The organism is Mucilaginibacter sp. PAMC 26640, from assembly GCA_001596135.1.
Taxonomy (GTDB): Bacteria; Bacteroidota; Bacteroidia; order Sphingobacteriales; family Sphingobacteriaceae; genus Mucilaginibacter.
Genome location: CP014773.1, coordinates 5,525,355 through 5,545,991, shown reverse-complemented (window position 1 = coordinate 5,545,991; position 20,637 = coordinate 5,525,355). Strand labels below are relative to the sequence as shown.

General features: G+C 43.3%; 19 protein-coding genes and 1 pseudogene. 12 read left to right on the top strand and 8 right to left on the bottom strand.

Annotated features, from left to right (window positions below; genetic code table 11):
- The first annotated feature begins 12 nt into the window (after positions 1 to 12).
- From A0256_24235 to A0256_24225, 3 genes are all read left to right on the top strand, one after another.
- Positions 13 to 1,128 (top strand): UDP-galactopyranose mutase, encoded by a 1,116-nt coding sequence (locus A0256_24235; protein AMR34666.1) that lies wholly within the window; start codon positions 13 to 15, stop codon positions 1,126 to 1,128.
- A gap of 84 nt (positions 1,129 to 1,212) precedes the next feature.
- A complete protein-coding gene (locus tag A0256_24230) occupies positions 1,213 to 2,136 on the top strand; it encodes a cation transporter (protein ID AMR34338.1) in 924 nt (307 codons plus the stop codon).
- An 18-nt stretch (positions 2,137 to 2,154) separates the two neighbouring features.
- Positions 2,155 to 2,562: a stress responsive alpha-beta barrel domain-containing protein gene (locus A0256_24225; protein AMR34337.1), complete on the top strand. Its 408-nt coding sequence runs from the start codon at positions 2,155 to 2,157 to the stop codon at positions 2,560 to 2,562.
- Between the two features lie 175 nt (positions 2,563 to 2,737).
- Here A0256_24225 and A0256_24220 read toward each other — a convergent pair whose 3' ends face one another.
- From A0256_24220 to A0256_24205, 4 genes are all read right to left on the bottom strand, one after another.
- Positions 2,738 to 3,253: a hypothetical protein gene (locus A0256_24220; protein AMR34336.1), complete on the bottom strand. Its 516-nt coding sequence runs from the start codon at positions 3,251 to 3,253 to the stop codon at positions 2,738 to 2,740.
- A 108-nt stretch (positions 3,254 to 3,361) separates the two neighbouring features.
- Complete coding sequence (locus A0256_24215) at positions 3,362 to 3,799, bottom strand: cyclophilin (GenBank protein ID AMR34335.1); 438 nt, start codon at positions 3,797 to 3,799, stop codon at positions 3,362 to 3,364.
- A gap of 148 nt (positions 3,800 to 3,947) precedes the next feature.
- Positions 3,948 to 4,802, bottom strand: a complete 855-nt coding sequence (locus tag A0256_24210; GenBank protein AMR34334.1) for a 4-hydroxybenzoate octaprenyltransferase — start codon at positions 4,800 to 4,802, stop codon at positions 3,948 to 3,950.
- A 194-nt stretch (positions 4,803 to 4,996) separates the two neighbouring features.
- Positions 4,997 to 5,641 (bottom strand): YihA family ribosome biogenesis GTP-binding protein, encoded by a 645-nt coding sequence (locus A0256_24205; protein ID AMR34333.1) that lies wholly within the window; start codon positions 5,639 to 5,641, stop codon positions 4,997 to 4,999.
- A 156-nt stretch (positions 5,642 to 5,797) separates the two neighbouring features.
- Here A0256_24205 and A0256_24200 point away from each other — a divergent pair, with 156 nt between their 5' ends.
- Positions 5,798 to 6,286 carry a glyoxalase gene (locus A0256_24200; GenBank protein ID AMR34332.1) on the top strand — a complete coding sequence of 163 codons (489 nt, stop codon included), beginning with the start codon at positions 5,798 to 5,800 and terminating at the stop codon, positions 6,284 to 6,286.
- On the opposite strand, the gene A0256_24195 is transcribed toward A0256_24200, so the two are convergent.
- A complete protein-coding gene (locus A0256_24195) occupies positions 6,287 to 7,198 on the bottom strand; it encodes a serine hydrolase (protein ID AMR34331.1) in 912 nt (303 codons plus the stop codon).
- Positions 7,199 to 7,253: 55 nt separating this feature from the next.
- On the opposite strand from A0256_24195, the gene A0256_24190 reads away from it, so the two are divergent.
- From A0256_24190 to A0256_24170, 5 genes and pseudogenes are all read left to right on the top strand, one after another.
- On the top strand, positions 7,254 to 7,499 hold the full coding sequence (locus A0256_24190; protein AMR34330.1) for a hypothetical protein: 246 nt from the start codon (positions 7,254 to 7,256) through the stop codon (positions 7,497 to 7,499).
- Positions 7,484 to 7,870: pseudogene (locus A0256_24185) on the top strand (PIN domain-containing protein). Before A0256_24190 ends, A0256_24185 begins: the two are co-directional and overlap by 16 nt.
- A gap of 33 nt (positions 7,871 to 7,903) precedes the next feature.
- A complete protein-coding gene (locus A0256_24180; GenBank protein ID AMR34329.1) occupies positions 7,904 to 8,953 on the top strand; it encodes a tetraacyldisaccharide 4'-kinase in 1,050 nt (349 codons plus the stop codon).
- On the top strand, positions 8,931 to 9,746 hold the full coding sequence (locus A0256_24175; GenBank protein ID AMR34328.1) for a purine-nucleoside phosphorylase: 816 nt from the start codon (positions 8,931 to 8,933) through the stop codon (positions 9,744 to 9,746). The genes A0256_24180 and A0256_24175 overlap by 23 nt, the downstream gene beginning before the upstream one ends.
- Complete coding sequence (locus A0256_24170) at positions 9,746 to 11,845, top strand: hypothetical protein (GenBank protein ID AMR34327.1); 2,100 nt, start codon at positions 9,746 to 9,748, stop codon at positions 11,843 to 11,845. Before A0256_24175 ends, A0256_24170 begins: the two co-directional genes overlap by 1 nt.
- Positions 11,846 to 11,855: 10 nt before the next feature.
- On the opposite strand, the gene A0256_24165 is transcribed toward A0256_24170, so the two are convergent.
- Positions 11,856 to 13,292, bottom strand: a complete 1,437-nt coding sequence (locus A0256_24165; protein AMR34326.1) for a hypothetical protein — start codon at positions 13,290 to 13,292, stop codon at positions 11,856 to 11,858.
- A 190-nt stretch (positions 13,293 to 13,482) separates the two neighbouring features.
- Positions 13,483 to 14,751, bottom strand: coding sequence for an asparagine synthetase B (locus tag A0256_24160; protein AMR34325.1), 1,269 nt, complete (start codon positions 14,749 to 14,751; stop codon positions 13,483 to 13,485).
- 582 nt (positions 14,752 to 15,333) lie between these two features.
- Between A0256_24160 and A0256_24155 the strand changes: the two genes are divergently transcribed.
- Both A0256_24155 and A0256_24150 read left to right on the top strand, forming a co-directional pair.
- Positions 15,334 to 17,034 carry an oligoendopeptidase F gene (locus A0256_24155; protein AMR34324.1) on the top strand — a complete coding sequence of 567 codons (1,701 nt, stop codon included), beginning with the start codon at positions 15,334 to 15,336 and terminating at the stop codon, positions 17,032 to 17,034.
- Between the two features lie 433 nt (positions 17,035 to 17,467).
- Positions 17,468 to 18,115 (top strand): hypothetical protein, encoded by a 648-nt coding sequence (locus A0256_24150; GenBank protein AMR34323.1) that lies wholly within the window; start codon positions 17,468 to 17,470, stop codon positions 18,113 to 18,115.
- Positions 18,116 to 18,118: 3 nt separating this feature from the next.
- Here the strand turns inward: A0256_24150 and A0256_24145 are convergent, their stop codons facing one another.
- Positions 18,119 to 18,778 carry a hypothetical protein gene (locus A0256_24145; protein AMR34322.1) on the bottom strand — a complete coding sequence of 220 codons (660 nt, stop codon included), beginning with the start codon at positions 18,776 to 18,778 and terminating at the stop codon, positions 18,119 to 18,121.
- 81 nt (positions 18,779 to 18,859) lie between these two features.
- Between A0256_24145 and A0256_24140 the strand changes: the two genes are divergently transcribed.
- Positions 18,860 to 20,578, top strand: coding sequence for an amino acid transporter (locus tag A0256_24140; protein AMR34321.1), 1,719 nt, complete (start codon positions 18,860 to 18,862; stop codon positions 20,576 to 20,578).
- The last annotated feature ends 59 nt before the right edge of the window (positions 20,579 to 20,637 follow it).

Genomic DNA, 20,637 nt, shown 5'->3' with positions numbered 1-20,637 from the left:
TTGGGATCAAATATAGCATATGATTATTTAATTGTAGGCAGTGGCTTATTCGGTGCCGTATTCGCACATGAAGCCACAAAAGCGGGGAAGAAGTGCCTGGTGATTGATAAGAGGAAACATGCAGGTGGTAATGTATATAACCAGCAGATAGCGGGTATAAACGTGCACACCTATGGGGCCCATATCTTTCATACCAACGATAAAAAAATATGGGACTATGTAAATTCTTTTGCTGAATTTAATCATTACGTAAATTCTCCTGTAGCAATTAGTAAAGGCAATTTGTACAACCTGCCTTTCAATATGAATACCTTTTATCAGCTTTGGAAGGTTAAAACCCCCGATGAGGCCAAAGCAATTATCAAAAGCCAGATAGAACAACTACAGTTTGTTGAACCTACGAATCTGGAAGAACAGGCGCTACTACTTGTTGGCAAGGATATTTACGAAACCCTGATTAAAGAATATCCGGAAAAACAATGGGGCAGGCCAGCAACCGAACTTCCGGCGTTTATCATTAAAAGGTTGCCTGTACGTTTTACTTTTGATAATAATTACTTCTCAGACAGGTACCAGGGCATCCCGGTGGGTGGCTACAACAAAATTATACACGGGCTATTGGCAGGGATAGAAGTGAAACTTGAATCAGATTATTTTAATGAAAGGGCTTATTGGGATGCTCTTGCAGCCAAGACGGTATTTACGGGCAATATAGATCAATATTATAACTATCAGTTTGGGCAGCTGGAGTATCGCAGCCTGAAATTTGAACACACCATATACGACCAAGGAAATTACCAGGGCAACGCTGTTGTAAATTACCTGGATAAGGATGTTCCATTTACCCGCAGTATAGAGCACAAGCACTTTGAGTTCGGCAGGCAGCTGAAAACTGTTGTTACCCGGGAATATCCGCAGGAATGGGTTGCCGGTACAGAGCCCTATTACCCCATTAACGATAAAAAGAATAGTACCATTTATTGCCGGTATCAACAATTGGCCGAGATAGAAAAGAACGTTATTTTTGGCGGCCGGTTAGCCGAATACCGATATTATGATATGCACCAGATCATCGGCTCCGCATTGCAAAAAGCAGCTGTGCATCTAAAGACGGACACTCAAGTTTAATTTAAAAACAAATTTATAAACCTTTAAGCGGGTGTTTCAAAACTGTATAGCCCTTGTCTGTACGCTTTTTATTAATTTTGTAGCATGCATAGTCACGACCACTCGCACGCAGGCCATCATCACGATCACGCTCCCAAGCTGGATCACCTGAACGCTGCATTTATATGGGGCATCATCCTCAATTCTGCCTTTGTAATTATTGAAGTTATTGCCGGGCTTGCTACTCACTCCCTTTCGCTGCTAACCGATGCCGGTCATAACTTAAGCGATGTGGCCTCGCTTGCTTTGGCTTTGCTGGCATTTAAGCTTACTAAAGCAAAATCAAACAGCAGCTATACTTATGGCTATAAGCGCTCAACCATTATTGTATCGTTCTTTAATGCGGTGATCCTGGTTGTGGCCATTGGCTTCATCGTTTACGAGGCTATCGTTCGTTTTATGCATGTTGAGGCGGTAGAGGGCGGTACAATGGCCTGGGTAGCCTTTATCGGAATTGCAATCAATGCTTTCACGGCATGGTTGTTTGTGAAAGATAAGGATACCGACCTTAACATAAAGGGCGCCTACCTGCATATGGCAGTGGATGCGATCGTTTCTTTAGGCGTAGTGATCTCAGGTGTTATCATCTACTTTACCAAATGGTATTGGATAGACAGCGTAGTAAGTTTAATTATTGCCATAGTAATATTAAAAGGTACCTGGAGCTTGTTAAGTGATAGTTTGCGCCTGGAGATGGATGGCGTACCTAAAGATATGGATTTGGCCAAGATAAAATCCGAACTGAAAAAAGCCAGCGGTGTGGTTGATGTGCACCACATGCACGTGTGGGCGCTAAGTACTACAGAAAATGCACTCACCGCTCACCTTGTACTGAAACCGGAAGATATGGTGAAATTTGATGATATCAAAACTGATCTTCGCCACCGGCTGGAACATCTTTCTATCAGCCATAGTACATTTGAACCCGAATTTGAAGATGAAGAGTGCATGCAACCTAAATGTGATTAATTATAACCACCTATCTATATGAAAACCAATCGCAGAAAATTCATAGCCACCGCTGCAACGGTAGCTGCCGGTACAGCCGTAGCTTCAGCAGCGCCACGAGAAGTACTCGATAAAAAGTATCCTATTCTTCACCATGCTTTGTTTTGGTTGAAGAACCCGGGATCTGTCCAGGATCGGGATCAGTTGGTGGCCGGCGTAAAATCACTTGGAAAAATAGAATCTATAAAAGAATTGCGCGTGGGTATTGTTGCCAGTACAGAAAAGCGCGACGTGGTAGATAATATCTGGGCGGTATCTGAGGTGATGATCTTTAAAGATCTGGCTAGCCAGGCAGCCTACCAAACTCATCCCATTCATCAGGAATTCATCAAAACGCATAGCCACCTTTGGGAAAAGGTGATTGTGTATGATGCGATAGACGTATAATTGGTTTAAATTTTCGTCATCTCAAACTTGCTTCGCGATTGAACAGGATGAGGAATTAACAGGTTTGTTTGTATAGCCTGTAAGATGCCAAAATATAGGCATGACGATATATGACCACAAAAAACAAGGCCCCGGTAACATAATTACCGGGGCCTTGTTTTTTGTAAAAACTTACTTATGCTTTCTTAGCAGCCGGCTTTTTAGCTTTGGCTGTAGGAGCTTCTTCAGTTGGCGTTTCCGCAACTGGAGCCGCTTCTTCTTTTACCGGCTCTTCTGCAGGCTCATCTTCAGTAACAGGTTCAGATGCTGTGGCCTCATTAAATAAAGGCAGATCTTTCAGAATCAGGAACCAGTTAATGATTTTCTTCATATCGCTGGCGTACACCTTTTCTTCATCATGATCCGGTGCTACTTCGCGGAAAAAATCGCGCATTTTTTTGCCATCATCCTTAGCGGAAGGCACACTTGCCGATGCTTTCATGCGTTCGAAAACGTCAGTCAGTTTGATATCGTCTTCCAATCCGAAGATAGTGATCTCATTCAATGCGGCTAGCTTAGCAGTGCTTAGGTTAGCTATCAGCTTGGTTTTTTGCGCATCAAGGCTTTCTAAAACGTAACCGGTTTTGTTTTGCGCAAGCGCTTTCCATAAACCCGGTTTACCCGATACCGCAACTATTCCCTGTAAATTCATGTTTATTGTTATTATGTTCAAAGGTTTTAAGTGCTAAAAAGGTTGTAAAAGTTTTAAGGTTGAGAATCAAAACTTTTACGACCTTTTATACAGCAATGCCCTTTATAACTAATCCTCTATTACTTCTACTCCTAAGATTTTATCGCCCTGGCGAATTGCGTCAACAACATCAACGTTTTCAACCACTTTGCCAAATACGGTGTGGTTACGATCCAGGTGAGCGGTATTTGCACGGCTGTGGCAGATAAAGAATTGTGAACTGCCGGTGTTACGGCCTGCGTGTGCCATCGATAACACACCACGATCATGGTATTGGTTTTCGCCGGTTAATTCACAGTCGATACGTGTACCGGATCCACCAGCACCAGTGCCAGTTGGGTCGCCACCCTGTACCATAAAATTAGGGATAACGCGGTGGAAAGTTACGTTATCGTAAAAGCCCGATTTAGCTAATCCTAAAAAGTTAGCAACAGTGTTTGGGGCATCTTTATCGAAAAACTCAACAGTCATGTCGCCTTTTTCAGTTTTTATAATTGCTTTGCTCATAATTATTTTAAATAGGGTGCAAACTTAATCATTTGAGGTGAAAGCAGAAAGGGTGAGTGATTGAAATCAGTGCGGCCTGCTAAGTTAATAAGACGGCAATAATGGTTAACAAATTGAAGTGAAAACCTGTCGGTCATCACTGCACTTGTTAGCGCATCCATACCCTGTCCATCAAAAAGAAAGCTGCAAACACTACGCTGGCAATACCGTTGGTGGTCATAAAAGCGATATTCACCCTGCTCAGATCGTTTGGTTTTACCAGCAGGTGCTGATAGATAAGCATGGCGCAGAAGAAGGCAATGCCGATATAATATAACAAACCAACGTTTGTATATATTACAGGCATCGTAATAAATATTGCCGAGAACACGTGCAGCACAGTTGAAAGGCGCAGCGCATTTACTTTGCCCAGCCAGGCAGGGATGGAGTGGAGTTTTTCTTCCCGGTCAAAATCCTCGTCCTGTAACGCGTATATAATATCAAACCCGCTCACCCAGCACAATACCGAAAGGGAAAAGAATACCGGTGTTATAGCGAAAGCCCCTGTAACCACTAAATAGGCCCCAATTGGCGCGAGGGACAAGCCCAGGCCCAACACCATGTGACATAAAGCCGTAAACCTTTTAGTAGCACTGTAGCCCAGAACCACCAGCAGAGCAATTGGCGAAAGATAAAAGCAAAGCGGGTTGATGAACCAGGTAGTTAAAATAAATAAGCCGCAATTTGTTAAGGTGAAAGTTAAAGCCGCTGCCGGACTGATCCTTCCAGCAGGGATATCACGCTGCTTGGTTCTTGGGTTTTTCGCGTCGATGTTTCTGTCAAGATAGCGGTTAAAGGCCATCGCCGAGTTACGGGCGAATACCATGCAAAAAAGCATCATTACCAGTTTCTGCCATTCAAATTTATGGTCTGTAGTAGTTACTGCCAAAAAGAAGCCGATGAAGGCAAATGGCATGGCAAATATGGTATGGGTGAAAGTTACGAGCGAAAGGTATTTCTTCATTCAGCATCGGCAACCGGTTAGCTTCGGCTTGCCGGTGCAAATATACATGCTATCGTTGATAAAACACAGGCAGGCAGTGCCCTGCAGCGGAGGCGGCAAAAAAGATGGCGATAAGATTACGGGTAGCTTTTAAATCAGTCAAATTATGAGCTTGCAGGCCGGTCACCATCGGCTGTGCCTAACAAAACACCGGACTATTTATCCAGTGGACTTTTGTAATATTCCTCATCAAATACCGGCGGCTCAAAAGAGCGGTTAATACCGTCTATAAATTCCAGGATCTCATCCCTGCCCGTCAATAATTCTGATGAGGTTACAAAGTGCTGCGGCGCCTCCTCAAAAGTTAATAAGATGGCCTTTCTAAATTTGGCGATATTCTGATCTGTTTTGATGTTGCTTTGCTTGTCAGCTTTAGTAAATACCAGCACAAACGACAGGCCTTTTTCGCCCAGCCAGTTGCAGAACTCGAGGTCGATCTTTTGCGGTTCCAGCCGGCTGTCTATCAATACCATCACGCATTGTAGGCTTTCACGTTTGTCCAGGTAGCTGCGGATAAATTTATTCCAGTCTTCTTTTTTACTTTTTGAGATCTTGGCATAACCATAACCGGGCAAATCGACTATATACCAGCTTTCGTTCACCATAAAATGGTTAATCAATTGCGTTTTGCCCGGCGTTTGCGAGGTTTTAGCAAGCCCCTTTTTTTGAACCAGCATATTGATCAGGGAGGATTTACCCACGTTGGATCGGCCTATAAAAGCAAATTCGGCCTTGATAGGTATGGGCAGCCTGGAGATCTGGGTATTGCTGCAAATAAAGTCTGCTGATTTAATGATCATGCTGCAAAGATAGCGAAATACAGACTAGTTAGTAGTAACGTGGATTTTGGTTGACAACAGTCAATAGCTTGATTAACTGTTTGAACATTTAAATTACATCTGGCAAACAAAATCATCCTGCATCCATGGTAACTTTACTTTACTAAATAAGTTGAGATGAGCGATTATAAAATCCCCGCACAAACCCGCATTGGTCATGTGCATTTGAAGGTGAGCGATATCCAAAAGTCTTTAGATTTTTACAGTGGCTTGCTGGGCTTTGAACTAATTACAATGTACGGCAACGACGCGGCATTTATATCTGCAGGTGGATACCATCACCATATTGGCCTTAATACCTGGCATAGCAAAGGTGCCGCCCCAGCACCGGAACGTGCACCCGGCCTTTATCATACCGCAATATTATACCCCGAACGCAAAGATCTTGCTGCCATATTACAGCGACTCATAGACGCAAAATATCCACTGACCGGCGCATCAGACCATGGTGTATCAGAAGCGCTTTACCTGGATGACCCGGACGGTAACGGCGTGGAGTTATACTGGGACCGCCCCCGTAGTGAATGGCCGACGGATGAACACGGTAACCTCACCATGTATACCCGCCGTTTGGATGTGGAAGGTTTGCTGGCCTTGCTTAAATAACTATTCGTTGAGCATATACTTTTCTATGCCCGGCGCAGGTTTCCAGTCGCTTTTTGGTTCATAGTAATGCCATAACAGTGCTGACACTTTTTTGATCAGCAGGTCTGCTTCATTTTCGGGTGTCCAGCGCTGGTCTTTATTGTTTTTGGTAATGACGGAGAAAACGTAATCGCCATGCGGGGCGTTCACCAACAACGTTTCTGATCGTGAATCATCCACCGCACCTTGCTTGGATAATGCCTGTACGAAAGGCGGGATTTCGGAAAGGGCCGTATTATCCCAGTAGATGCGGTTAAGCATTCTGCTCATGCGCTCGCTCGCGGCCGGGCTTACCACCTGCCCGTTCCTGATTAGGGTAAACAGCCGGCACATTTCATAAGGTGTGGTTACACCCCAACCATAAATCTTCTGCATGGCCTGCCGCCCCGGCGTCCTGGAATTTACGCGCATGTTTTTGAAACCGTTACGATCCAGCCAATTGTTGATGTGCTCGCCGGTAACCAGTTTTTGCAGCCACAGGCTGGCGGTATTATCGCTCATGGTGATCATCAGCATAGCCACTTTGCTCAGTTGAATGGTATCCTTATCCTTAAACGACCCTAATAGATCTTCCCCGGCATATAACAGTGAATCGCGATAGCCTAATTTTTGGTTGTATTTTAATTCGCCCTTTTCTATTTTATCCATTACCCCACTAAGGATGCTCACTTTGATCATGCTAGCGGTGGGGAAGAGCGTGTCTTGATTAATTCCAACCGTTTTGCGGGTTTTCAAATTTTGAACATAGATGCCTACTTTCCCGTTAAAGCCTTTAATGGCTGTGTTTATTTGGGCGGTTAGTTTTTTATCGGTCTGGGCAAAAGCGGTTACGGTAATAAACAAAAGGAACAAAGCAGGGAGAAAATATTTCATAAATAGACGATTGTGAAGTTGGAAACTAAATTAAATAAATTTTGTAAATTTGAGTATGCAATTCCAGGTAGAAATCGGTTTTGATGAATTGTTGGAAAGGGTAAAAAAACTTCCGAAGGAACAAATCTTGCGTTTTAAAAACGAACTGGATGCCAACCAAATTAGACTAACAGAAAACGCTATCAAGACTGACACAGAGGATTTGGAGGCATTTCTTTTAAGAGGCCCTACTTTTTCTGAAGAGCAAATTCAAATAATAGAAGAGACCCAAAAAGCTGTTAATAAATGGCGGAAAAAATAATTCTGGTTGACACCTCGATTCTAATTGATTACTTCAGAAAATCCGACAAATTAAATTCACAACTTATAGCCTTAATCAGGGGGGATATACTTTTCATATATGCGTTATTACAGAATATGAGATATATTCTGGGGACAAACCATCACAGGTAGCTTATTGGGAAGAATTTCTTGAAAGATTTGAAGTATTAACTTTTGATAGCTGCGGCAACCGAAGCAGTCAAAATAAATAGAACGTTAAAAATCAAAAGGAAACAAATTGCACATTCTGACTTATTTATTGCCGCTATAGCTGTAAGCAATAATTTGCCGCTGGCAACGCTCAACCGTAAACACTTCGAACGTATAGACAACCTAGTACTCATCGATTAAGTCTCTCCCTCAATTTCCTATCTTTGCTCATTCATGAAATACCTGCGCTGGTTGTTATTCCCCTTTTCGCTGTTGTACGGCCTGGTTGTAATCATCCGCAACTGGTTTTATGATGCGGGTTTATTGAAAAGCCGCGAATTTGATCTGCCTGTAATTTCGGTTGGTAACCTGGAAGTTGGCGGTGCCGGTAAAAGCCCGATGACCGAATACCTGGTGCGCTTGTTAAAAAGCGAATATAAACTGGCCACGCTTAGTCGTGGTTACGGCCGCAAAACCAAAGGATTTCATCTCGCCACAACCACCACAAATGCTGCCGAGACCGGCGATGAGCCCGCACAGTTTAAACATAAATTCCCGGAGATAACTGTTGCCGTTTGTGAAGACCGCGTGGCGGGGATAAATCAGCTAAAAAATGACCATGATTTGGTTATTTTAGATGATGCATACCAGCATCGCGCGGTAGAGCCCGGTTTAAGTATTCTGCTGTTCGATTACAGCAAACTTTTTGAACCTCAAATGCTTTTACCGGCCGGGAACCTTCGCGAGCCTTTCAGTGGCAAATGGCGGGCAGATATCATGGTGGTAACTAAATGCCCTCCCATGCTAACGCACGATGAAAAAACGCGTTGCTATAACCGCGTTTCTCCGCAGCACTGGCAGCCCTTGTTTTTTACCTCGATACAATATTTGCCTTTGCAACATTTGCAGCAAAATGAGGCCAGCTGCGATATGGATAATAATACCACAGTGTTCTTGCTCACTGGCATTGCTAATCCGGCGCCGCTGGTAAGCTATATCAAAACGATAACTTCACATATCATTCATCACGATTATCCCGACCATCATCAGTTTAGCTTGAAAAATATCGCTAAACTTGCCGGAGAGTTTAATGCTTGTAAATCACAAAAAAAGGTGATCATTACAACAGAAAAGGATGCGCAGCGTTTAGGGGTACAAGCCCTGCATGCCGCTGTTGCGCAACTGCCGTTTTGGACGCTGCCAATAGGGGTGAGCTTTTTGGATGACACGGAAACCGCATTTTACGAATTAGTAACAGATTATGTTAGAAAGTATTCAGAATAGTACCACCTATATCAAAACGCGTATTGGCGATTTTGTGCCGGAGATAGGCATCATTTTAGGCACTGGCCTTGGTGGCCTTGTTAATGAGATTGAGGTTGAAAAACAACTGATGTACAGTAATATTCCGGATTTTCCGATGTCGACACTCGAGTTTCACTCGGGCAAACTTATTTTTGGCACACTGGCTGGCAAAAAAGTAGTTGCTATGCAAGGAAGACTGCATTATTACGAAGGTTATAACATGCAGCAGATAACCCTGCCGGTACGGGTAATGAAGCTGCTGGGTATAAAAACGCTTCTAGTATCTAATGCCAGTGGATCTCTCAATCCGGCGTTTAAAAAAGGCGACCTGATGGTTATTGATGACCATATTAACCTGCAGCCAATGAACCCGCTGATTGGCCGCAATGATACCGAAATGGGGCCACGCTTTCCGGATATGAGTCAGCCTTATAAGCGCGACCTGATACAAAAGGCATTGACCATTGCCGAAGCCAACAACATTACCTGCCATAAAGGGGTTTACGTAGCGGTGACCGGGCCGAATTTGGAAACGCGGGCAGAGTACCGGTACCTGCGCATTATTGGCGGAGATGCGGTTGGTATGAGCACCGTACCCGAGGTAATTGTGGCTAACCACATGGGCTTAACTGTTTTTGCGATATCGGTTTTAACCGACGAAGGTTTTTTAGAAGAGCTTACGCCTGTATCCTTAGATGAAATACTGACAGTTGCACGGGAGGCCGAACCAAAAATGACCCAGATCCTTACAGAATTAATTGCCGGGCTTTAATGTCGAACAAGCTTAAATATCTCCTTCTTTTATTGATCTGTGCATCGGTTCAATCCGTGTTTGGGCAAATCCGCACTACCTATCCCGGGCAGCAAACAGAACCCGTTTACAGCAGGGATACCCTGAAAACCCGCGGGCGTAACGATGCATCACAAAACCTTGATTCTATTCGTAAGCGAGAGGAAAATAAACACGATTCGATCATATTCACTTCCAAATTTATTAAGGTAACAAGTGAACGTTTGCTGAGCGATAGCACGCAACTCTTCCCGCTGGATACAGGGCTCGTCAACTTTGAAAACTACAGTCCGCTTACGCAGCCCCGAAACCCCAAGATCCATCTTGGATACCTCGGTACCCCACAGCGCGACCTGCTATTCAATCCACGAAAAACAATTGGGTTTGATGAAGGGATGCACGCACTGGATGCCTACCTGGTAAATCCACAGGATATGAACTATTTTAACGCACGGGCACCATACACGTTACTATCGTTATCTAATACCCTTGGAAGCACTAAAGAACAGTACTTCAAAGCTTTGCATACGCAAAACGTTAAGCCTAACTGGAACGTAGGCTTCATTCTTAACTTCAACGGTTCCAGGGGTTATTATAGCAGCAGCAATGTGCTTAAACAGAATGTAAGCGGCCTTAATGCTGGTTTTTTTACCTGGTATCACTCTGTAAATAAGCGATACAATTTATTGGCTAACGTGTTGTTCAACAACCTGAAGGCCCCTGAAACCGGTGGCCTGGTGAAAGACACCATCTTCAAAAGTTCGCAATCATCGTTTGATAAAAAGACAGAGTTGGTTAAGCTGCCGGGGAGCTATAGCAATTGGAAAAACAGCGGTATTTATATTAAGCAGTTCTACTACATAGGGCATATAGATAGTGCTAAAAAAAGCAGTGGCAGCACCAGTGTTTTACCAACTCAGCGCGTTACTTACACCTTATATTATAATACCCGTAAGTACACTTATTTGCAAAATGACCTTGATGCATACCGCGTTTTCCCAGACTATTACTACAGTGCCGGGCAATCGCACGATTCGTTAAATGTATCGCATATCCAAAACGAATTTACTTATAGTTTTTACCTCAGGGGCCGGTCGTTAAAAATGGTAAAGAATGAGCTGAAGCTGGATGTTGGACTAGTACAAGACTATTATAAATATAGCCAGTATGTACGTGATACCGTGCTGAATGAGTTTGGCCGTAAAGTGCTTTTACCATCCCGTGTTAAAAATGAAAGTTTTCAAAATATCACTTTAAAGGCACGGCTGGGTTACAGGTTCAGCGACCGGATCAACCTGGACGGAGATATCCGCCAGATTGTGCAGGGCCGTAATTTTGGTGATTTGTTATATGATGCCAAGCTTAGTCTGGCGGGGGGGAAAAAGGCCGGAAAAATAGTTTTAGGCGCGTACTTGCAAAGTAGCTCCCCGGGGTTGGTGTATGATGAATGGATCAGTAATCATTATATTTTTCATAATAGTTTTAATAACCAGAAGACTACTAACCTGTCATTTAATTATATAAACGACTTGCTAAAGCTGGATATCAAGGCTGAGTATTTTTTGATTACCGATTACCTGTACTTTGCCTCACCAACAGGCGGAAACGATGCTACGCCGAATCAGTTTAGTGGTGCCATCAACATGCTTAAGGTAAGTGTAGGTAAAAATCTGAGCTGGCACAATTTCCATTTTGATAATTTTGTAGTTTATCAAAAAACAGACAACCAAAATCTGTTGCGTACGCCGGAGATTTATACCTACAGTAGCCTGTACCACGGCTCTACCTTGTTTGGTGTTCTTAAATCGGAATACGGCGTAAGTGCCCGTTACAATACTGAATATACCGCCCCATCTTATGCGGTTGGCTTAGGGCAATTTTATAATGGGGCCAACGTGAATTTTTCATCATACCCTGTAGCCAGTGTATTTTTTAAAGCCACTTTGCAGCGTACCAATATCTTTGTTCAATACGATTACGCTAACCAGGGCTTATTTAGCCGCGGCTACTATACCGTCAATCGTTATCCTCAACAGGATGCTGCATTAAAGTTTGGTGTAGCGTGGACGTTTTATAATTAGTAACCGGTCCTTATCTTAAAATAGTTACCCAGCCAGACAATTTGTTGCTGCCATCGTTTGGGTCGATAATATAGTAGTAAGTTCCGGCGGGCAAATCTTTGCCATTGTTGGTGCCATCCCAACCCTTTACGTAGTTTACTGCGTTATATACCTGCCCACCATAGCGGTTAAAGATATTAATGGTACAGCCCGGGTACGCAAGGAGCGATGTAATGTTCCAGGTATCATTAACACCGTCGCCGTTTGGGGTAAAGGTATTGGGAATATTTATTGCAGTTTTCATAAGCACCGTTATAGCATTAGATGTGGTTAGCGGGTTCACTACACATAGCCCGGGCGTGTTTACGTTACAAGTTATTACGTCTCCATTATTAAGGTTGGTGCTGCTGAACACGGCAGTGTTGTTGCCAATATCTACACCATTAACCTGCCAGTTATAACTAATATTAGTGCTAGATGCTACAGTGGCCGTGAAGGAGACTGCCTGTCCGGCTGTTATAATATTATTTTTTACAGAAGATGCTATAGTGACCGAATTTGTTAACTCGGGTATGGCGTTGATCAGAATGATCTCATTAGATAATCCTTCGCCTTTGCCGCATGGGGTAACACCGGTTACTTTACAAATCAAGTGGTCGCCTGCTTGCAGCCCAGTGGTGTTAAATTGCGGAGCATCGCTTCCTGACATTACATTGTTTAACAACCACTGGTAGGATGGATTTGGCCCGGCATTTAAAGCGGTAGCAGTGTAGTTGTAAGATGGTCCGATACACGGCCCCGGCGGATCCGGTGCAATAGTAACTGTGGGGTTTACCGCGGGAATGATTGTTGGCTGCAATGCGTTGGAGGTTGCTGTTTCTTTTACGATGCATTTCCCCGAATATGATATTTTGCAGGTTATCACATCGCCCGGCACCAATGTAGAGATGTATAAAACACCTTTATTGGGTGCCCCTATATCTAATCCGTTTATTTGCCATGAAAAATTGATGTTCAGCAATTTTTCATACTGCCGGCTATTGTACATGGTGCCAACTATAACTTCCTTACCGGAACATATCTGAAGATCGTTACTGATTCTGTCATCATTCAAATAATAGATCTCGGTAAACGCCGTCACATTCAATAAATAATCAACAATAAGCAAATTGGAGAGTCCGCTTTCTCCGGTAATGGTATTACTAACCTTACACCGCACTTCCTGCCGCCCAACGCCATTTTTAATTAAGAGCACAGGGCCGGTTTCTGGTTGGATAATATCATTAACGGTCCATTGGTAAGCAGGCATTACGCCAGCACCGGCAGGCGTGGCAGTAACAGTTACGGGAGAGCCTTCACAGGGATCACTTTCTGTAGCGATAGTAACTGTAGGTGCATCCGCGGCAAAGCATAACGCTGCCCGTAAAACGAGCAGCAATATACCAAGTGCTTTAACGGAAATCTTCATTGACTATAGAACAGTGTTTTGCTAAGTTAAGCTTACGCTGTATATAATTAAATTTTATGCTATTGAGAAGAAACGCTACAGGGATTGCAGGTGTTTAGCATCCAAGCAAATAGTTGGCACCACAGTTCTACTTGCTCCCCCTCGCGCCACTATTAAAGCTAAAACTAATGTGCGATTTTTGGCTGGGGTATTAGGTCTTCTGCTTCTTTTTATTAGCTGCAGGGAACAGTACATTATTTAATATCAGCCGGTATCCCGGGGAGTTGGGGTGGAGTTTTAAATCTGTTGGCGGGTCGCCAACTGCGTGCTGGTAATCTTCAGGATCGTGGCCGCCGTAGAAGGTCCATTGCCCTTTACCATATTCGCCGTGGATGTACCTTGCCTCGTTAGCGGTTTTCATTTCTCCCATAATGGTAACACCCGGTTTGAGTTTGTTTTTATTGAAGGCAGTAGTTAATCCCATAAAACCTTTAATTACTTTATCATGATCCTGCGTAAGCATGCTGGGTACCACATCCCATTTGGCCGAGAAATCAAACAGCGTAAAAAAGTCGCGTGGGCGATCTACCTGCCTGGTAGGGGTTACGTCTATATTGCTAAACTGGTGCGATTCGGGATTCATGTCGAGCGAGAAATTTTGAAAGGCAAAAGTTTGGGTGAAATCCAGCTTGGATTGCGCCGATGGATCCGTTGCGTCCCCGTCGAACATTGGTCCGCATATATCGGTATTTGCTGCTGAAAGAGCAATGTCAAAGGTATCGGTGCCGCTGCACATGGCAAACAGGAAACCCCCGCCTGCGCAAAAATCGCGGATATGCTGGGCCACCGCCAGCTTCATTTGCGATACCTTTTGGAAGCCAAGCTTTTTAGCCATAGCATTCTGGCTTTTCACATCCTCGTTATACCACTGGGCATATCGGTAAGCCGCGTAGAATTTGCTAAACTGCCCTGTAAAATCTTCGTGGTGCAAATGCAGCCAATCGTATTTTGGCAGGTCGCCTTTTATTACTTCCTCATCATACAAAACATCATAGGGGATCTCCGCATATTTTAATACCAGTGTAACGGCATCATCCCAGGGCAGTTTGCTCTTCGGCGAATACACCGCCATTTTTGGCGCTTTCTGCAATTTCACCAGGTCCATATTCACCGACGGATCGCTTACTTCAGTAACAATCTGCGTTGCGGCGGCATCGGCAAGCACCTGGTAACTCACCCCCCGGATCTTGCACTCGTCTTCTACACGCTTATCGTAACGCATCATAAAGCTGCCGCCGCGGTAATTCAAAAGCCAGTCTACCTCCTGCTGGTTCTTTAACACCCAAAAGGCAATGCCGTAAGATTTCAGGTGATCCTTTTGCTCTTCATCCATTGGGATAAGGATGGAAGCGGCCCGCGTTACAAAAGGTAAAAGGAGCAAGGTCAAAACTAAAAGATAACGGCAGCGGGATTTAATCACTTGATAATTTGCTTGGTGATGATATTCAAATGTAACGATTAAAGAATAAATGTATTACAGCCGGATAGAATTCCATGGGATATATCAATGAAAACCTATAGCAGGGTATTTTATATTGACGGCTTTGAACCCATTTTCTGTAAGGATTATTGTTGGGCAATATTAATCGTGATCTTTCCCGTTTCCTGCGCCAAATTTTTAATCGGCACAAATAAACTTTTTTGAGTTGAATTTCATCCAATATACTTTCTAGCAGTCCCGGAAAGTATTGGTGTCTTTTTTCTGCTACAGAATTCGCTTAGAATTAACCAGAGGGTTAAAATGCTATTTTGAAAATCTAATTAAAGTGCTGTATATTAATTTACTAAATGGGTTGACATCGAATTATGTTTAGTTGTATTAAAGCATACATTTAAGCTTGTGAAATAATAAACGTTAAAACAAAGCTCAAAATAAAAAAATCCTTGGTGGCGAATACAATAAGGTACCTGGGATGCTGCTGCGCTTTTCCAATCTCCATTCTCTTCACATTATTTAAAATCTGCATATTTGCACATCCGCATATATGCGGGTCTATTCACCATGATAACTAAAAAAACACGAACATACATCCCGGCTGACCTAGAGATAAAATGGGAAACGCTGGAACCGCTTTACCAGGAATTAACAGACCGCCCTATCAACTCGGTTGAGGAACTGGAAAAATGGCTTAAAGATGGCAGCGAATTACAGGCTGCTTTGGAAGAAGATTTTGCCTGGCGCTATATTCGCATGACCTGCGATACCATGAACCCCGATCTGCTGGAGAGCTTCCAATATTTTGCTACCGAGATCGAGCCCAAAACAGCACCTTACAATAACAACCTCAACAAAAAGCTTGTTGAGAACGAGTTTGTAAGCCAGCTGAAAGAAGAGAAGTATTACATCATGCTTCGTGGTGTAAAGAAGGCATTGGAGCTGTTCCGCGAAGAGAACATTCCACTGCAAACGGAGATCCAGGTAGAGCAGCAAAAATACCAGTCGATCACCGGCAGTATGTCCGTTCATATCGATGAAAAGGAATTTACATTGGAACAAGCATCCGTATTTTTAAAAGGAACCGATCGTGCCAAAAGGCAGGAGGTTTGGGAAAAGATAACCGCGCGCCGCCTGCAGGATAAAACCGTGCTGGATACTCTTTTTGATCATCTGCGTGCCCTGCGCCACAAAGTAGCACTCAACGCCGGTTTTGAAAACTACCGCGATTATAAATTTCAGGAATTGGGCAGGTTTGATTACACGGCACAGGATTGCTACGCTTTCCATGCGGCTATAGAGACCGAGATTGTACCCATATTGCGCGATCAGGCCCAAAAACGCAAGGAAGCTCTCGGAGTTGATGCCCTAAAGCCCTGGGATATGGACGTTGATGTATCGGGCAAACCGGCTTTAAAACCCTTTAACAATGGCGCAGAGTTGGTTGACAAATCTATTCAGTGTTTTACCAATATCAGCAGCTACCTGGGCGAGCGCTTATCCATCATGAAGGATAATAGTCTTTTCGATGTGGAAAGCCGAAAAGGCAAGGCCCCCGGTGGTTACAATTACCCATTGTCGGAAACCGGCGCGCCATTCATTTTTATGAACTCCGCCAATACCTTCCGCGATTTAACAACCATGGTACACGAGGGCGGCCATGCAGTACATACTTTTCTGACAGCCGACCTGGAACTTAACGATTTTAAACATTGCCCAAGTGAGGTGGCCGAACTGGCCTCTATGTCGATGGAGTTGATTTCGATGGACAACTGGGATGTTTATTTCGATAATGAGGAAGATCTGAAGCGCGCCAAACGCGATCAGCTTTTTGATGTGCTTAAAACTCTGCCATGGGTAGCGGTGGTAGATCAGTTTCAGCATTGGATCTATACCAATCCGGATCATACCGATGCCGAACGCACGGCAGCCTGGTTAAAGATCTACGAGCCTTTTGGTGCCGGGTTTGTTGATTGGAGTGAACATGCTGAAGCAGAGCAGAACTTATGGCAAAAGCAGCTGCATATTTTCGAAGTGCCGTTTTACTATATTGAATACGGTATGGCACAGCTTGGTGCCATTGCGGTTTGGAAAAATTATAAGGAAAACCCGGAGAAAGGCTTGCAGCAATATCTGGATGCCCTAAAACTAGGCTATACCAAAACCATTACCGAGATATATGAAACAGCCGGTATTAAATTTGATTTCAGTGCCGGGTACGTCAAAGAGCTTGCGGAGTTTGTGAAAGCCGAAATGGATAAAATATAAGCCTTACCAAAGCCTTCCTGCACACCGGGAAGGCTTTTTTATTTTGCTTTGAACTTTTACATTATATTTCTTGATCACTTGGTCCATCGTGAGGGCGCAATCCTGACTGTAAATTAGTGAAGGATAATACCCCTGCGATAAAATATTGAAGCACTTGTACTATGCAAGAGCAAATCATCCTCTTTGCCTGCTATTTGTTTATGATTGCGCTGATGCTATTATTGGCGCAATAATAAAATATTGAGACTAATTTGCTATTAAAATTGATATATAATATTTGCTACGTTTTATAGCCTCAGTACAGATTGGCGGGAATAAATAGAATGATGAGAAGGCAGTAATAATGGTCTGTTTTCTATTTATGATTGGTGCTATTTATTTCATATTTAAATCCATTTTAAAACTTATCGGTATATTATAGGTTAAACTATCTATGAAAAAGATACTTGTAAGTTTTAGCATGGTACTGCTGTCGTTAGCAGGCTTTGCACAGACATTAAAGCCGATAAAGGTTGATAGCCTTGTTACAGTTTCATTACCGGAGAAATATATTAAAAAGGATACCCTCGGCCAGCAGATCTATTCTGGTAATGCGGCCCTGGGCTACATGGTTGTTATCCGGGCCCCGAATGCGAAAGACAATGCGCCTTTAAAAAAGGAAAGAGACCTCAATAAAGTACTTAAAGACTACATAGCAGGGATTAAGGGACAGGCAGCGGGCAGCACAATGAATGTGCGCGATACGCTTATCGGTCACCTCAAAGCCAAAACCTTCACGCTTTCTACAGATCAGGGTGCAGGCGTGCAGCTGCGTAACTTTATCATCATATATACGCAGGATGTAACTTATACCTTCGAATATTATTATGAGCAGCAACGCGCTGATTTGGTGAAAAATGAGTATAAAGAATTCTCGAGCTCTATTAAGGTTTCCCCAGAATTGAAGCGTACTGATCAATATCTTTCTAATGCCAAGGGGCTTTCAACAGTGGCTAAAATTGGCATTTTTGGAGGTGGTGCATTGGTCATCATCCTGGTCATCGTTTTCGTGATGAAAAGGAAAAAGCAGACAGAAGTCTAAACCCTATTTTTTTAAGATTCCCCTGTTCCAGCGGGGGGATCTTAAAAAATCTTTGCTATCAATATAGCCCAACCACAAAACAGTTACAAAAGTGCCAATTGCCGATCCGGCTGTAACATCTTCAAAAAAGTGCTCGCTGAGGTACATACGCGAGTAACCTACTAATATGGCCACTATCAACAGAGCCATTCCCCAAAATTTATTTTTAAGCAGATAGGTGATAGTAACCGCAGCCGAAAACGCCGTTACAGTATGCCCGGACGGAAAGCTTTGGATGCCGCCTATTATGTACACGCCCTTTACCAAATAGATGCCCTCCATGCGGCCGTTAAAATAAGTGCCCGGCCTTGGCATGTTAATACAGTATTTTAAAGCCTGAGCTACAATGGCAGTAAGCAAAAAACTACTAAAAAGCAGGAACGCCCGCCGGTAATTGAATAGTACTAATATAGCTGACAAGACGACTACTGTTAAGCCATCTCCTATATCGGTAATGTAGGGCGCAAGGTAATCGGCAATATGGTTATGGATAGCGTTGACAGTGTGATATACCGTTTCCCGGTCATATTCTATTTTAACAGCCACACAGATAATTAACATGATCAAATACGGGATGAAAAAGTATTTAATCTTGTTTAAAACAAATCGCAGGCCTGTTTCCATTGCCTACAAAGTAACGGATATACTTTTTCAATGCAAAAAAATGGTTAGTTTTGGTTGCACTAATCAAACTGATTAAAATAAATGTCTAAAAGCGTATTTCGCAGAAAATCTGTTGATAAGATTTTGGCTGATGTTGCCTCTGGTTTCAGCGATGCTGAACACCCTGGTTCAGCCTCCCAACTCAAAAAAGAACTTAATGTAAAAGACCTTACCCTGATGGGAATCGCTGCTGTTGTAGGAGCAGGAATTTTCTCAACAATTGGCGAGGCATCGTTCTACGGCGGGCCAGGTGTGTCTATCCTGTTTATTATCACTGCGGTAACCTGTGGGTTTTCTGCATTATGCTATGCTGAATTTGCTTCGCGTATACCTGTTGCGGGCAGTGCATATACCTACGCCTACGCATCTTTTGGTGAGCTTATCGCCTGGATCATCGGCTGGGATCTTTTGATGGAATATGCTATCGGTAATATTGCGGTAGCCATATCCTGGAGTACTTACTTTGTTAACCTGCTGGAAGGATTTCATCTCCATATGCCCGAGTATTTAACAATGGATTACTTCTCGGCATTTCGGGCCCATGAAAAAATAGCTGAGCTAACCACTGGCGGCAAAGCGGCAGAAATTACCGAAAACCTGAAAACCGCTGCAACAGCCTGGAACAATGCTCCCGGCTTTGGTAACTTTAAGCTGATCGCTAACTTACCGGCTTTGGGCATCGTTTTTATTATTACCTATCTTGTATATATCGGTATCCGAGAAACCAAAAAGGCTACAAATGCCATGGTGATATTGAAAGTACTGATCGTTATCGCAGTGATTGCCATTGGTTTCTTTTATGTAACACCGGCTAACTGGCACCCGTTCATGCCAAATGGTTTTAAGGGTGTAATGAAGGGCGTCTCAGGTGTATTTTTTGCCTACATTGGTTTTGATGCCATTTCTACCACTGCAGAAGAATGCCAAAATCCACAAAAGGATCTCCCCCGAGGGATGATCTACTCGCTCATAATCTGCACCGTGTTATATATCCTTATTTCTCTTGTGCTTACGGGCATGGTAAATTATAAAGATTTACAGGTTGGCGATCCGCTGGCATTTGTATTTGCCAAAGTAGGATTAAAGAACATCAGTTATGTGATCTCCGTTAGTGCAGTAATTGCTACTGCAAGTGTGCTACTTATCTTTCAACTGGGGCAGCCCCGTATCTGGATGAGTATGAGCCGCGATGGTTTGTTACCAAAGGCTTTTTCCCGTATCCATCCTAAGTTTCAAACACCATCTTTTGCCACAATTGTAACCGGTTTTGTGGTAGCTATACCAGCATTGTTCCTTAACCTGACCGAGGTGACCGATTTGACCAGTATTGGTACTTTATTCGCATTCGTACTTGTTTGTGGCGGTGTTTTACTTATGCCCCGTGAAGCTGCTGTAAAAGGTAAATTTCACCTCCCCTATGTAAATGCCAAATATATTGCGCCGGTAATACTTGTAATTATGGGTTTTTTATTTTGGTCCCCTTTTATGGCAATGTTATCACAGGGTAATTTGCATGAAAAGTTTCCTTTCTTCCTTTTTATCATTCTTTCAATAGGATTAACAATTGCAGCAGTGATGAAAAACCTGTCGCTTATACCTGTGTTAGGTTTGTTGAGCTGCTTTTATCTGATGACGGAACTGACCTATCAAAGTTGGATCCGATTCCTCGCCTGGTTAGTTGTGGGGCTTGTTATTTATGCTTTATACGGTTATAAGCACAGCCTGATCGGAAAGGCTGAAGGCGGGAGTTTGAAAGCCTAGCTGATTTATTAAAGCTTTTAAGGTCTTGAGTTTTACTAAAAACCCTTGTTATCTACAAT